Here is a 14,293-nt window from a genome sequence, read left to right on the forward strand (position 1 = left end):
ACAGCCATGAACCCGTCCACCCGCAGCATGTCCCGGCGCGCCGCCGTCGCGGGCCTCGTCGGCACCACCATCGAATGGTTCGACTTCTTCATCTACGGGCTCGCCGCGGCCCTGGTCTTCGGCGAGCTGTTCTTCCCCGAGGCCGACCCGCACAGCGGACGGCTGGCGTCGTTCGCCACGCTCGGCGTCGCGTTCGTCGCCCGGCCGATCGGAGCCGCGATCTTCGGCCACCTCGGCGACAAATTCGGCCGCCGGACCACGCTGATCGCGACCCTGGGCGTCATGGGCGCGTCGACCGGGCTGATCGGGGTGCTGCCGACCTACCGCTCGATCGGCATCGCGGCCCCGATCCTGCTGATCGCGTTGCGGCTGCTGCAGGGCCTCGCGGTCGGCGGCGAATGGGGCGGCGCGGTGCTGATGTCGGTCGAGCACGCACCGCCGTCGCGCCGGCGGCTGTTCGGGTCCGCCCCGCAGATGGGCAGCCCGCTCGGCCTGGTGCTCGCCACGGCGGTCATGTCCGCGGTGTCGGCCCTGCCGGACGACCAGTTGCTCGCCTGGGGCTGGCGGATCCCGTTCCTCGCCGGTTTCGTGCTCGTCGGCGTCGGGCTGGTGATCCGGCTCGGAGTCGGCGAACCGGAGCAGTTCAGCGAGCTCAAGTCGGCCGGACGGACAGCGCGGCTGCCGCTGCGCGAAGTCTTCACCGGTGCGCTGCGCGGGCTCGCCGCCGGCACCGGCGTGCAGGCGTCGGTCAACGTCGTCTTCTACCTGATCTCGGTGTACTTCCTGACCTACGCGACGGCGTCGCTGGGCATGCCCCGCAACACCGCACTGCTCATCGTGATGATCGCGGCCGCCGTCGACCTGCTCGCACTGCCGCTCGTGGCGTCGGTGAGCGACCGGATCGGCGCGCGCCCGGTGCTGCTCGGCGGAATCGCGTTCACCGCCGTCGCCGTGTTCCCGTTCTTCTGGTTGCTGGACGGCGATCACCCGGTCGTCACCGGTGTCGTGATCACCGTCATGATGCTGGGCGCGCACGCCACCGTGTACTCCGTGATTTCCAGCGTGATCGCCGACCAGTTCGACACCCGCGTCCGCTACAGCGGCACCGCGCTGAGCAACGCGCTCGGGGCGCTGATCTTCAGCGCTCCCACGCCTTTCATCGCCGAAGCCGTGGTCGGCAACGGCACCAGGTGGTGGCCGCTCGCGTTGCTGACCGTCGTCGCCGCTGCCATCTCGCTTGTCGCTGTCGCCGGTACTTCGCGCCGTCGGCGGCCCGCCGCCCCGGCGACCGAACCGGCTGTCTCCGCCTCCGCCTGAACACCTGTTGGGAGAACTGCTTTCATGTCCACCGAGAACTACGAGATGCTGATCGACGGAAAATGGCGCGTCGCGTCCGACGGCGCCACCTTCCCGTCGGTCAACCCGTTCGACGGTCAGGAGTGGGCGCACGTGCCCGCCGCCACGGCCCAGGACGTCGACGACGCGGTCACCGCGGCCCGGCGCGCGTTCGACGAGGGACCGTGGGCGCAGTCGACCCCGTTGCGACGCGCCGCTCTGCTGCGGCAATTCGGCGACCTCATCAAGGAAAACGCCGATGAACTCGCCCGCATCCAGGTGCTCGAAAACGGCAAGCTCATCCGCGAGGTCGCCGGTCAGACCGCCGCGCTGGCCAACCACTGCTACTTCTTCGCGGGTGTGGCCGAAGCTCCGGTGGGGGAGACGCTCGCCAGCAGTGTGCCCAACATGCAGGTCTTCACGGTGCGCGAGCCGATCGGCGTGGTCGCTGCCATCACGCCGTGGAACAGTCCGCTGGCGCTCCTGCTGTGGAAGCTCTGTCCCGCTCTCGCCGCCGGGAACACGGTGGTGGTCAAGCCGTCCGAGATCACGCCGGTGTCCACGCTGGTGCTGGCCAGGCTGATCCAGGAGGCAGGGTTCCCGGACGGGGTCGTCAATGTCGTCACCGGCGCGGGCGAGGCGGGCGCCGCGCTCGCCGGGCACCGCGGCGTCGACAAGATCGCTTTCACCGGATCGACCGCGGTGGGCAAGAAGATCGCGGTGACCGCGGCGGAACGGCTCGCCCGCGTTTCGCTGGAGCTGGGCGGGAAGTCCCCGAACATCGTGTTCCCGGACGCCGATCTGGACAACGCGGTCAACGGCGTCGTCGCGGGGATCTTCGCCGCCACCGGGCAGACGTGCATGGCCGGGTCCCGGGTCCTCGTCCACGAGGACGTCCACGACGAGTTCGCCGCCGCGCTGATCGAGCGCACCGAGCGGATCAAACTCGGCGACCCGCTCGACCCGGACACCGAAATGGGCACGGTCGCCTGCCAGGCCCAGTACGACAAGGTGCTGCACTACATCGAGGTCGCCAAGGCTGACGGCGCACATCTGGCGGCAGGCGGCGGCCGGCCCGAGGATCCCGCGCTGAGCAAGGGATTGTTCGTCCGCCCGACCGTGTTCACCGGGGTCGCCAACGACATGCGGATCGCCCGCGAGGAGGTGTTCGGGCCGGTCGCCGTCGTCATCAAGTTCCGGGACGAGGACGACGCCGTCCGCATCGCCAACGACACCGCGTTCGGGCTGGCGGCCGGCGTCTGGACCCGCGACGTCGCCCGCGCGCACCGGATGATCCGCCGCCTGCGTGCGGGCAGCGTCTGGGTGAACAACTACCGCAAGACGAACTACGTGGCCCCGTTCGGCGGGTTCAAGGAAAGCGGCATCGGCCGGGAGAACGGGTTCCACGCGATCGAGGAGTACACCGAGGTCAAAACCGCGTGGATCGACACCGGCAACCGCATCGCCGATCCGTTCAACCCGCGCGCGTGAGCGGCGACCGAGGCCGCGCTGACGAGGCTTCGCCGTCGGCGCGGCTCAGCGGTCGCTCCACCCCCAGAGATAACCCGGAACCTCGTCCGGACTTCCTTCGACGCCGAAATCGCCGCGGTAGAAAATCATCGGCCGTTCGTCGGTTCCGGGGTCGAGTGCGAGCACCCGGCCGAGGACGACGTCGTGGTCTCCCGCGCGGTGCACGGTCTCGATCTCGGCGTGCACGCGCAGCAGGACACCGGGCAATTCCGGCGTGCCCCAGCGGGAAAGCTCCCAATCCAGTCCTTCGAAGCGAAGCCCGCGGCGGGATCCGAAGCGGGTGCAGAGATCGGTTTGCGGTTCGGCGAGCACGTTGACGCAGAACCGTCCGGCGGAGCGGATGCGCGGCCACGCTCGGCCGCCGCGGTCGGCGCAGAACAGCACCAGCGGCGGTTCCAGCGACACCGATGTGAAGGACTGGCAGGTGAATCCCACCGCCTCGTCGTGGTCGACGCCGGTCACCACGGTGACCCCGCTGGCGAACCGGCTCAGTGCGCGGCGCATCTCCAGCGGGCTCGGTGCTTCGGTGGCTTGCATGACTTGACGGTAAAAGCCGCGGGCGACCCCTGATCGCGGCTCTCTCGGTGACCGGGACTTCCGCCGCGCGCGGGTTCGGCGGCTGGCTAGCTTCGGCGGCATCCCGCACCCACGAGCAAGAGGTCAGCCATGCCGGAACTGAGCCACGACGCGACGCTGCGCGAACTTCGCACCGACCGGGGCGTGCTGCGCTACCACGAAGCAGGCGACGGCCCGCCGGTCGTGCTGCTGCACGGATCCGGTCCCGGCGTGACCGGATGGCAGAACTTCCGCGAGAACCTGCCGTCGTTCGCCGCGCATTTCCGGTGCCTGATCCTGGAATTCCCCGGCTTCGGCGTGAGCGATCCGGTCGACGCGCCGCCGATGCCCGCCGCCGAACGCGCGGTGCTCGACCTGCTCGACGGGCTCGGCATCGCCGCCGCTGACCTGGTCGGCAACTCGATGGGCGGATTCGTGGCCACTCGCATCGCGATCGAGCATCCGGACCGGGTTCGCCGGCTGGTGACTGTCGGCGGGATGGGCACGAACATCTTCAGCCCGGCCCCGGGCGAGGGCATCAATCTGCTGACCGAGTTCGTCGAGGATCCGACGCGCGAACGGCTCGTGCAGTGGCTGAACTCGATGGTGTTCGACCGCGGCCTGATCACCGAAGAGCTAATCGAGGAGCGGTGGAGGCTGGCTACCGCGCCGGATTCCTTGGCCAGCGCCAAGAAAATGTACGCCAAAGGGGTGCTGCAGGCGCAGGCGGCCGCGGCTTTCGACGTCACCCCGCTGTGGGCGACGCTGCGCAAGATCCGCGCCCGCACGCTCATCACGTGGGGCCGCGACGATCGGGTCAGCCCGCTCGACATGGCGCTGATTCCGATGCGCACCATTCCCCACGCGGAACTGCACATTCTCCCGAACTGCGGCCACTGGACGATGATCGAGCAGAAGGACGCGTGGGAAAGCGCCGTCCTCGCGTTCCTGCTCCGGAAGGACGGCGAGTGATGGCCTGGGACGCCGAATACGACTTCGTCGTCGTCGGCTCAGGCGGCGGCGGGATGACCGCGGCGCTGACCGCCGCGGCGGCCGGGCTGGACGTGCTGGTCGTCGAGAAGGGCGCGATGTACGGCGGTTCCACCGGGATTTCCGGCGGCGGCATCTGGATCCCGAACAACCCGACGCTGCGCGCGGCCGGGCACGACGACAGCCGTGCGTCGATCCGTCGCTACCTCGATCTGCTCACCGAGGGGCGGGTGCCCGCTGAGCGGCTCGACGCGTATGTGGACCACGGTCCGGCGGCGATGGAGCTACTGGAGCGAAGCAAGTGGCTGCGGTTCTTCTGGGTGAAGGGTTACGCCGATTACCACCCGGAGCTGGAGGGCGGTCGTCCGCTCGGCCGGTCGGTCGAGGCGAAGCCGTTCGACACCCGGCAGCTCGGCGAGGACGAGCGGTACCAGCGGCCGAACACGATGAAGGGGCCGCTCGGCCTGTGGGTCACCGCGAAGGATTACCACGATCTGGCGATGGTGAAGCGGACTTGGCGCGGTCGGTGGGCGTCGGTGATCGCCGCTTGGCGAGTGTCGTCCAACGTGGTACGGCGCCGGCATATGGCGACCGGCGGTCGTGCGCTCGTCGCGCGGTTGCGGATGGCGTTGAAGGACGCCGGGGTTCCGCTGTGGCTGCGGTCGCCGATGACCGAGTTGGTAGTCGAGGACGGCCGGGTGACCGGCATCGTCGCCGAGCACGACGGCGCGCCGCGGCGGATCCGTGCCCGCCGTGGCGTGCTGCTGGCGACCGGCGGCTTCGAGCACAGTGCTGATCTGCGGAAACGCTATCTACCGGAAGCCGCGTGGGACGACTACAGCGGCGGTGCGCGCGAGAATGTCGGCGACGGCATCGAGGCCGGGCTGGGCGTCGGCGCGGCTACCGACCTGATGGACGACGCGTGGTGGATGCCGTCGGTGCGGCATCCGTCCGGCGCGGTCGTGCCGCTGGTGTCCGAGCGGTCGATCCCGCGTTCGGTCATCGTGTCGGCCGAGGGCACGCGGTTCACCAACGAGTCCGCGCCGTACGTCACCTTCGTGCACGCCCAGCTCGAGGGCGGACACGTGCCCGCCTGGTTTGTCATGGACGCCAAAGCCCGGGCGCGGTACCCGTTCGCGCAGATCTTGCCGGGTGCGCCGATTCCGGAGCCGTACTACGCGGCGGGCATCGCGCACCGTGCGGATACCCTCGCCGGGCTGGCTGAGAAGATCGGCGTTCCGGCCGACGCATTGGCGGAAACGGTGAAGCGGTTCAACGGCTTTGCCCGCACCGGAGTGGACGCGGACTTCGGTCGCGGGAATTCCGCCTACGACCGGTATTACGGCGATCCGACGCTGCCGAATCCTTGTCTCGACGTGATCGAGCGAGGCCCGTATTACGCGTTCCGCATCGAGGTCGGCGACCTCGGCACCAAGGGCGGCCTGCTGTGCGACGAGAACAGCCGGGTCCTGCGGGAGGACGGCTCGGCGATCGACGGCCTGTACGCCACCGGCAACACGACCGCCGCGGTGATGGGCAACGAATACGCCGGTCCAGGCGCGACGATCGGCCCGTCGATCGTCTTCGGCTATCTTGCGGCGCAGCACGCGGCCGCGCGCTCGGCATGAACGCGATGCGTGTGCGGGTGACCGAGGTGGTCCGCGAGACCGCTGACGCGCATTCGCTGGTCCTGGAACCGATCGACGGCAGTTTCACCTATTTGCCGGGGCAATTCCTCACCGTGCGGATCCCGTCCACTGAGGACAGTGTCGCGCGGTGCTATTCGTTGTGCAGTTCCCCGCATTGCGAGGAGCCAGCGAGAATGACGGTGAAGCGCACCGCGGGCGGGTACGGGTCGAATTGGTTGGTGGACAACGCGGTCGAGGGGACTGTGCTGGAGGTGCTGCGGCCATCGGGCACGTTCACGCCGCATTCGCTCGACGCCGACGTGTTGCTGCTCGCTGCCGGAAGCGGGATCACACCGGTGCTGTCGATCCTGAAATCCTGCCTGCGAGCCGGTTCCGGGGATGTGACCCTGGTGTATGCGAATCGGGACGAGCAGTCGGTGATCTTCCGGGACGAATTGCTGCGGCTGGCGAAGGAGCATCCGGATCGGTTGACCGTGCTGCACTGGCTGGAGTCAGTGCAGGGATTGCCGACCGAGGCCGGGCTTCGGGCGTTGACCGCGCCGTACCGAGATCGGGAAGCGTTCCTTTGTGGACCAGGACCGTTCATGGATTTGGCTTCGATGGTCCTTAAAGGACTCGGAGTGGAAAGCATTACCGTAGAACGGTTCACGTCGCTCACAGGCGATCCGTTCGCGGCGGTGGCGGTGGACGAGTCCGGTCCTGCGAGCTCGGTGGAAGTCGAGCTTGACGGGGAAACTTTGACCTTGCGCTGGCCCCGGGAGAATGCGTTGCTCGACGTCCTGTTGGCGGCCGGTTTGGACGCGCCGTTCTCGTGCCGGGAGGGTGCGTGCAGCGCCTGCGCTTGCGTGCTCGTGCGCGGTGAAGTGGATCTGGCGCACAACGAAGTCCTGGATGACCGGGATCTTGCGGAGGGGTTGATCCTGGCCTGTCAGGCCCGGCCTAGGACGGACGAGGTCAAGGTTACGTACGAGGTTCCGTGAGGTGGGCATGGACCGGTCCGTGGTCTCGGCCGCCGTCCCGGCCTCGGTGGCATCGACGTGGTCGTCAATGTCGCGCATCTGACGCGGACTCCCGGTGAGCGGGATCGTGCGAGGGCGGTGCGGCGGCCGTGATTACGCTCACGTCGATTCCGGCCTCATCAGTGCGGGACCTCGTATTCCGGCGGGGATTCCCCCGATCACTTCTGGAAAGGGACCGGCATGGCACTCGACCTGAATCCGGCGAACGGACCTGTTTCCCGCGGGCGGATCATCGCGGTCTGCGCGCTGATCATTCTGCTCTCCGAAATCGCCACCTTCGAAATCCTTATGGTGTACCCGGCGCTGCCCGGGATGGCCGCGCATTTCCGGACCCTCGACGTGGCGCAGGCGGCCTCGGTGGTGACCCTCGCCGGCGCGGTCGTGCTGCCGCTCGCGGGCAAGGCTGCCGACCGCTACGGCAAGAAGCGGATCATCCTCGTGATGGGCGCGATCTTCCTGCTCGGCAGCATCCTCTGCGCGACCACCGACGTGTTCGCCGTGCTGCTGATCGGCCGACTGCTGCAGGGCAGCCTGGTCGGCATCGTGAACATTTCCTACGCACTCGTCCGCGACGTCATCCCGCGGTCTTACGTGCCGATCGCGCTTGGTTCGGTGGTCACCGGAATCGGCATGGGCGCGGTCGCCGGGCCGTTTCTCGCCGGAGCGCTGATCGACAATTTCGGTTTCCGCAGCGTGTTCTGGTTCATGGTCATCTACGTCGGCGTGCTGCTTCCGCTGCACGCGTGGCTGGTTCCGGAAAGCACGGTGCGGGTGAAATCGTCGTTCGACATTCTCGGTGCCATTCTGCTCGGTGCGAGCCTTGGCATTCTGCTCGTGGCGGTCGGCAAGGGCGGCACCTGGGGCTGGGGCTCGACGACCACTGCCGGCGCGTTCGGTCTCGGGGTGCTGCTGCTGGCCGCGTTCGTGCTGCGCGAACTGAAGGCCAAGGAACCGCTGATCGACCTGCGGGTGCTCGTCGGCCGCAAATTCCTGCCGACGGTGGTCGCGGTCGGGCTGGTGTCGTACATGATGAACGCGCACAGCATCCTCAGCCCGACCATGTTCGAGACCCCGCACATCCCCGGAAACACTTACGGCGTCGGCCTTTCCGCGCTGCAACTGGCACTGTGGACGTTCCCGCTCGGCGTCGTCGGCATGGTCGTCGGCCCGCTCGGCGGCTACCTGTCGAAGCGGATCGGCGCGCGGCAGGTGCTGCTCGCGTCCAGCCTGTGCTTCCTCGTGGTGATGTTCCTCGGCTCGCGGATGTTCACCGTGCAGTGGCAGGTCGCGATCACCAGCTTCGTCGCCGGGTTCGCGGTCGGGTTCCTGCATTCCTCCAACGCGAACCTGTTGCAGGACGCCCTGCCCGCGCGGCTCGGCGGCGCGGGCAACTGCATTGCCGGCGTGATCGCGATGCTGGCGGCGTCGGCCGCGGTGACGGTGACCGGGGCGATCATGTCCGGGCACGTCCGGATGACGCTGCCCCAGTCGCACGCGGTGATCTACGGCGACGCCGCGTTCACCCAGTCGTACCTGTGGGCGGGTGTCGTCGGCGTCGTCGGGGTGGCGATCATCCTGGTGATGAAGCACGGGCGCAAACCCGCGCAGGGCGGGCTGGTCGAGGAAAGCGACACGGCTGCCCGGGTGGCGGTCGCGCGGGCCTGACAGCGGCATACTGCGTCGCGTGGAGCACGCGGTGCGGACGGAAGACGGTATCCGGCTTTGGGCGGCGAAGACGGGCGACGGCGAACCGGTCGTCTTCTGTCACGGCGGCCCGGGGTTGTGGGACATGATGGCGGACGTCGCGGCTGACCTTTCGGCAGCCGCGACCGTCTGTCGCTGGGACCAGCGCGGATGCGGCCAGTCGGAGCGGCGGGGACCGTACTCGGTGGAGACGACAGTGGCCGATCTCGACGCGGTCCGAGCCCATTTCGGCTGGGACCGCGTCGCGCTGCTCGGCCACTCGTGGGGCGCGCAGCTGGCGTTGCGCTACACGCTGGCGCACCCGGATCGCGTGGCGAAGCTGGTTTACGTCTCCGGCACCGGAATCGACGACGACTCGACCTGGCACGCGGACTACGAACGCAACCTCCGCAACTCTCTGGGAAACCGCCTGATGCGGTGGGAATCGTTGGCAGCCAAGGACCGCACCGCGGAGGAAGACCGGGAGTACTGCGTCCTGCAATGGTCAGCGGAATTCGCCGGCCGGGAACGCGCCCTGGAGCACGCCGAAGCCATGGCTGACCCGTGGTTCGGCGTCAATTTCGAGTGCAACGCGGCGCTGAACCGCGAGCGTTGGCCGGACCTGCGTGGTCAGTGCGAAGGGTTGAAGGTGCCGACCCTGATCGTGGACGGAACAGCGGACATCCGGCCGCGCTCGGCGGTGGACTCGCTGGAACGCGCCTTGCCTATGGTGTCGCGCGTCCAGTTGCCAGCCGGTCATCTGCCGTGGATGGAAGACCCGGCTGGCTTCCACTCCGCGGTCAGCGGGTTCCTGACGAAAGAAGGGGCGGACTCGGCCTGAGTCCGCCCCTTCCTCCGCGTGAATTACCGCGCCGGGAGCAGCTTTCGCGTTGCCTCGTGCGCGGCGAGCGCCAGTTCGGCACGCGGGAATCCGCTGCGCTTCTCCGCGGTGGCGAGGTTCCCGCCCGCGACCCACACCGGCCCGTCCGCGAGGTGTGCCAGACCCTCCCGCGCGACGTCCTCCGGTTCGGCCACGTTGAGCCCGGGCAGGTCGAACGCCAGCCCGGCCCGCTCCATCGCCGGAGTCCGCGTGACCCCCAGCACCAGTTCGAGCACGTCGACGCCGCGGTCCCGCATCTCCAGCCACAGCCCCTCGGCGAACACCCGGCCGAACGCCTTCACCGCGGAATACACGCTGATCTCCGCCTGCCCGAGATACCCCGCCAGCGAGCCGACCAGCAAGATCCCACCTCGCCCGCGTGCTGCCATCAGCGCGCCGAAGTGATGTGTCAACGCGAGCTGCGCGGTGATGTTCAGATCGATTACTCCGCGCACCTTCGACAAATCCCCGGTCACGAACTCGTGCCCGTAACTGTTCGCGCCAGCGTTGAAGATCAGCAAACCGACCTCAAGCCCGTCTGTCACTTCCCGGATCGCCGAAAGCGCCTCCGGATCGAGCAGATCCGCTTGCACAGTGCGGACTTCCACACCCCGCGCTTCGACCGCCGCCGCAGTTTCCGCCAACGGCTCAGGCTTGCGCGCGATGAGCACCAGATTGATCCCGGCCTCGGCGAGCTGGTGCGCGAACGCCGCGCCAACACCCTCCGAACCGCCCGCGACGACCGCCCACGGCCCGTACTTCTCGTGCGTGCTCATTCGCCGGCCACCGGAATTCCCCCGTCCGCAACCGCCCGGTCAATCGAATCCTGGAGCGCGCGACAGCCGCGGAACAGGTCCTCCGCACAGGCGGATCGTTCGACACAGCGCTCGGAAGCCGTGGTATCCCACTGGATGCTCGTCTGATACCAGCTGCTCTTGCGCACCTTCAGCCAAGCCTCGCACGTTCCGCATCGGACCGGCCGCATCGGCTCGTCCAGCAGCCGGTTGTCGGGGCGGACGGCCATCAGACGCGCTCGCCGGTCCGGCGGCCGAGGTTCTCCTCGACCTCCTTGCGCCACGCGGCATTCGGCTTCGCGGTGTCCAGTTCGAACTCGAACCGTTCGGTCATCTCCGGCGTGACGTCCGCGACGTCCACATAGAACTGTTCGTACCAGCGCCGCAGCTGGTAGACCGGACCGTCCTCCTCGCACAGCAACGGGTTCTCGATCCGGGTCTTGTTCTTCCAGATCTGCACGTCCTGCTCGAACCCGATGCGGATGAAATCGCCCATCTTGCGCGCGGTTTCCTCCGCCTCGGCGCCGGAGAGCTTGTCGGTGCGCTTCACGATGATCCCGTACTGCAGCTTGAACGAATTCGCCGTGACGGGGTAGTGGCAGTTGATGAGGACGGCGTCGATGTCCATGCCCTCGTAGTGATATGTCAGCTCGTCGATCATGAAAGACGGCCCGTAGTACGAGGCGACGGAGGTGTTGCCAAGCGCCTTCGGCTGGCCGTCCTTCGCGGGCGGACGCACGTCCTCCCGCGAAGTCCCGCGCTGCAGCTGGGTGGCGACGTGTCCTTCGAAGATGTTCTTGAAGTAGGTCGGGAAAGCGAAGTGGACGTAGAAGAAGTGCGCCATGTCCACGACGTTGTCGACGACCTCGCGGCAGTTCGTGTCGACGTGCGTTTCGTACCAGGTCCAGTCGGTCCAGTCGGCGCGCGTGGCGCCCTCGATGCGCGGGATGACGACGTCGGCGGGCGGCGGATTGCCCTCGGGGTCGTTCCAGACGAACAACATTTTGTCCTGCACCATCGTCGTCCACGCGGCGGTGCGCGCCCGCAGCGGAACCCGGCGGCTGTAGGGGATCTGCTTGCACCGGCCGTCGCTGCCCCAGCGCCAGTCGTGGAACGGGCAGGCGACCTCGTTGCCCTTCACCGTGCCCTGCGACAGATCGCCGCCCATGTGCCTGCAGTACGCGTCGAGCACGTTGAGCTTGCCGTCCTCGCCGGCGAACACCACGAGCTTCTGCCCGAACGCGGTGATCGGATGCGGCTTGCCGTCGGCGAAGCTCTCGGCCAGCCCGAGACAGTGCCACCCGCGGGCGAACCGCGTGGGCGCCGCGCCGGCCTCGATCACGCGGACCTCGTCCGGTGCCGGCTCCACTGTGGTCATCGTCGGATCTCCTTCCAGTGCCCCGCTTCTGCGAGGCTGAACGTAGAACGGCGGGCGGCCCCGAGGCCGGTGACGTCCCGGTGACCGAGAGTCCTCTGTGGACTGTCAGTTCCAGGCAGGCTCGGCGGTGCGCAGCCGGACCATCGGGTACAACTCCTGGGTGACCTGCCGCGCGGCGACCACGACGAGCGGTGCGACACGCTCCAGTGCGGTCTGGGCGTCGCCGACGAGAGAGATCGCCGCCTCGGGTCCTTCCGGTCCTCGGATGGCAGCGGCGACGCAAGAGATGTCAGAGAAGCATTCGCCGCGTTCGAAGGCGAGGCCGTTGCGGTCGCGGATCCGGCCGAGTTCGCGGTGCAGCGTCACCATGTCGCAGATCGTGCGGCTGGTCTGGCGGCCGAGCGTCGGCATGACCCGGTCCTCGACCTGTTCGGCGGGCAGCCACGCGAGCATCGCCTTGCCGAGCGCGGTGCACTGCGCGGGCGCCCGGCCGCCGACGCGCGACGGGACGACCGCAGCGAACCGGCCGCCGACCTTGTCGAGATACCGGACGTCAGCGCCGTCGAGGATCGCCAGGTGCGCGACCATCCCGGTGCGCAACTGCAGTTCGTGCAGCACAGCCGCGGTCGCCTCGCGCAGTTCGAGGTGGTTGCCGCCGGTGCCGCCGAGGTTCAGCGCCCGTGCGCCGAGCGCGTAGCCGAACGACGAATGAGACAGCCACTGCAGCCGCACGAGCTGGTCGAGGATGCGGTGCGCGGTCGAACGGGGGAGATGGGTCGTGCGCGCGACCTGCTCGAGGGTGAGCCGGGTGCTCGGCGCGTCGAAGGCGTCGAGGATCAGCGTCATCCGCTCGACCATCGACGGCGGCAGGGCGCGGTCCCGCGCGACATCCGTGCCGAGGGAGTCCGTTTCGATCGCGACCACCGTCATGCTGTGCTCCTCGCGGACGAATTGAAATCATTTCTAGTTTTGACGGTAACACGGCGGCCTCCCGGAGCGTCAACACGCGGCGGGTCACGAGTGCGGCACGGCTCCCGATCAGCGGGAGGACCCGCACGCGCCGGCGCGGCGGCCGGTAGGCATGGCGGCATGGACATCGGCCTCGTGAGCCCCGTGGTGACCCGGCTGCCGGGGGATCCGAACGCCTGGGAGGACAGCGCGGGCATCGAAGACCTGGCGCGGATCGCGGAGACCGCGGACCGCCTCGGCTTCCATCACCTGACGTGCAGCGAGCACGTCGCGGTGCCGGTGGAGGTGGCGGAGCAGCGCGGCTCGACGTACTGGGATCCGCTCGCGACGTTCGGCTTCCTGGCTGCTCGTACCAGCCGCATCCGGTTGGTCACGCAGGTCCTCGTGCTGGGATATCACCACCCGCTGGAGATCGCGAAGCGCTACGGAACGCTCGACACGGTCAGCGGCGGACGACTCGTGCTCGGCCTGGGCGTCGGATCGCTGCGGGAGGAGTTCGACCTGCTGGGCGCGCCGTTCGAACAGCGCGGCGAGCGGGCCGACGATGCGCTCCGGGCGTTGCGGGCCGCGTTGTCGCAGCGGCTGCCGGAGTACCGCGGACCGCACTACGACTTCGGCGGGATGATCGTCGAACCGCATGCCGTCCAGGCGAAAGTCCCGCTGTGGATCGGCGGCCGAACCAAGCGCTCGCTCCGGCGGGCGGTGGAGCTCGCTGACGGCTGGGTCCCGTTCGGATTGTCGCTGGCAGATCTGCGCCGGATGCTCGGCACGGTCGCGCTGCCGGAGGGCTTCCAGGTCGTGCTGTCGCCCGGACGGCCGCTGGACCCCGGCGCGGCCTCCTGCCGGGAGCGGCTGACCCGGGTGGTCGAGGCCGGGGCGACGACGATCAGCGCGCGGATCGCCGCGCACTCGGCCGACCACTACCGCGAGCAGCTCGAAGCGCTCGCCGAGCTAGGAAGCGAGGTCTGAAGTGGACCGGATCGCCCAGTTGGAGGCGCGGCTCGCGCGGCTGGAGGACGAACGCGAGATCAGCAGGCTGATCGCCGCGTACGGTCCGCTGGTCGACGCCGGCGCGGCCGAGGACGTCGCCGCGCTGTGGACCGAGGACGGCGCGTACGACGTCGACGAGATCTACCTCGAAGGCCGGGAGCAGCTGGCCCGGATGGTGCGGTCGAGCGCCCACCAGGGCTGGATCTCCGGCGGATGCGCGCATTTCGTCGGCCCGCCGCACGTGACCGTCGACGGCGACACGGCGATCGCGGTCTGCCACTCGCTGATGGTGGTATATCAGGACGACCGCTTTGTCATCCGGCGCGCCACCGCGAACCATTGGGCGCTTGCCCGCACCGACGAGGGTTGGAAGGTCAACCGGCGCACCAACCGGGTTCTCGACGGCCGGGCCGAGTCGCCCGGGCTGCTGCGGCAGGGCGCGTACGGCGAGCCAGCGTTCCGCTGAGCCGGTCCCGGTCACTGGAATCGGCCCGGCGCTCCCCGCTGCGAGCAGGCACAAT

Annotated in this window: 14 protein-coding genes; 9 read left to right on the forward strand and 5 right to left on the reverse strand. The window is 68.8% G+C overall.

From position 1 onward, the window contains the following. Nucleotides 1–6: 6 nt before the first annotated feature. On the forward strand, nucleotides 7–1,317 hold the full coding sequence (locus DMP23_RS11470) for an MFS transporter (RefSeq protein WP_337821006.1): 1,311 nt from the start codon (nucleotides 7–9) through the stop codon (nucleotides 1,315–1,317). A 24-nt stretch (nucleotides 1,318–1,341) separates the two neighbouring features. After that, complete coding sequence (locus DMP23_RS11475) at nucleotides 1,342–2,826, forward strand: aldehyde dehydrogenase (protein WP_134667735.1); 1,485 nt, start codon at nucleotides 1,342–1,344, stop codon at nucleotides 2,824–2,826. Nucleotides 2,827–2,871: 45 nt separating this feature from the next. Here the strand turns inward: DMP23_RS11475 and DMP23_RS11480 are convergent, their stop codons facing one another. Further along, entirely contained in the window at nucleotides 2,872–3,402 is a 531-nt protein-coding gene (locus DMP23_RS11480; RefSeq protein ID WP_134667736.1) for a flavin reductase family protein, read from the reverse strand. A gap of 129 nt (nucleotides 3,403–3,531) precedes the next feature. On the opposite strand from DMP23_RS11480, the gene DMP23_RS11485 reads away from it, so the two are divergent. The 5 genes from DMP23_RS11485 to DMP23_RS11505 all read left to right on the forward strand — a co-directional run bounded on the left by DMP23_RS11485 (nucleotide 3,532) and on the right by DMP23_RS11505 (nucleotide 9,602). After that, on the forward strand, nucleotides 3,532–4,392 hold the full coding sequence (locus DMP23_RS11485; protein ID WP_134667737.1) for an alpha/beta fold hydrolase: 861 nt from the start codon (nucleotides 3,532–3,534) through the stop codon (nucleotides 4,390–4,392). Beyond that, a complete protein-coding gene (locus DMP23_RS11490; RefSeq protein WP_337821007.1) occupies nucleotides 4,392–6,038 on the forward strand; it encodes an FAD-binding protein in 1,647 nt (548 codons plus the stop codon). The genes DMP23_RS11485 and DMP23_RS11490 overlap by 1 nt, the downstream gene beginning before the upstream one ends. Beyond that, nucleotides 6,035–7,039: a ferredoxin--NADP reductase gene (locus DMP23_RS11495; protein ID WP_337821008.1), complete on the forward strand. Its 1,005-nt coding sequence runs from the start codon at nucleotides 6,035–6,037 to the stop codon at nucleotides 7,037–7,039. The genes DMP23_RS11490 and DMP23_RS11495 overlap by 4 nt, the downstream gene beginning before the upstream one ends. Before the next feature lie 219 nt (nucleotides 7,040–7,258). Then, nucleotides 7,259–8,743, forward strand: coding sequence for an MFS transporter (locus DMP23_RS11500; RefSeq protein ID WP_037812285.1), 1,485 nt, complete (start codon nucleotides 7,259–7,261; stop codon nucleotides 8,741–8,743). Between the two features lie 19 nt (nucleotides 8,744–8,762). Continuing rightward, nucleotides 8,763–9,602 carry an alpha/beta fold hydrolase gene (locus DMP23_RS11505; RefSeq protein ID WP_134667740.1) on the forward strand — a complete coding sequence of 280 codons (840 nt, stop codon included), beginning with the start codon at nucleotides 8,763–8,765 and terminating at the stop codon, nucleotides 9,600–9,602. Nucleotides 9,603–9,625: 23 nt separating this feature from the next. Here the strand turns inward: DMP23_RS11505 and DMP23_RS11510 are convergent, their stop codons facing one another. From DMP23_RS11510 to DMP23_RS11525, 4 genes are all read right to left on the reverse strand, one after another. Next, the gene (locus DMP23_RS11510) at nucleotides 9,626–10,417 is read right to left on the reverse strand and encodes an SDR family NAD(P)-dependent oxidoreductase (protein ID WP_134667741.1); all 792 of its coding nucleotides are present in this window, start codon (nucleotides 10,415–10,417) and stop codon (nucleotides 9,626–9,628) included. Further along, nucleotides 10,414–10,665: a hypothetical protein gene (locus DMP23_RS11515; protein ID WP_134667742.1), complete on the reverse strand. Its 252-nt coding sequence runs from the start codon at nucleotides 10,663–10,665 to the stop codon at nucleotides 10,414–10,416. Before DMP23_RS11515 ends, DMP23_RS11510 begins: the two co-directional genes overlap by 4 nt. Beyond that, the gene (locus DMP23_RS11520; protein WP_337821009.1) at nucleotides 10,665–11,813 is read right to left on the reverse strand and encodes a Rieske 2Fe-2S domain-containing protein; all 1,149 of its coding nucleotides are present in this window, start codon (nucleotides 11,811–11,813) and stop codon (nucleotides 10,665–10,667) included. The genes DMP23_RS11515 and DMP23_RS11520 overlap by 1 nt, the downstream gene beginning before the upstream one ends. Nucleotides 11,814–11,918: 105 nt before the next feature. Next, nucleotides 11,919–12,743 (reverse strand): IclR family transcriptional regulator, encoded by an 825-nt coding sequence (locus DMP23_RS11525; protein WP_037812275.1) that lies wholly within the window; start codon nucleotides 12,741–12,743, stop codon nucleotides 11,919–11,921. Between the two features lie 159 nt (nucleotides 12,744–12,902). Here DMP23_RS11525 and DMP23_RS11530 point away from each other — a divergent pair, with 159 nt between their 5' ends. After that, nucleotides 12,903–13,751, forward strand: a complete 849-nt coding sequence (locus tag DMP23_RS11530; protein ID WP_337821010.1) for an LLM class F420-dependent oxidoreductase — start codon at nucleotides 12,903–12,905, stop codon at nucleotides 13,749–13,751. Nucleotide 13,752: 1 nt separating this feature from the next. Then, on the forward strand, nucleotides 13,753–14,238 hold the full coding sequence (locus DMP23_RS11535) for a nuclear transport factor 2 family protein (protein WP_337821011.1): 486 nt from the start codon (nucleotides 13,753–13,755) through the stop codon (nucleotides 14,236–14,238). The last annotated feature ends 55 nt before the right edge of the window (nucleotides 14,239–14,293 follow it).

Source organism: Amycolatopsis sp. A1MSW2902, assembly GCF_017312175.1.
Taxonomy (GTDB): Bacteria; Actinomycetota; Actinomycetes; order Mycobacteriales; family Pseudonocardiaceae; genus Amycolatopsis; species Amycolatopsis nivea.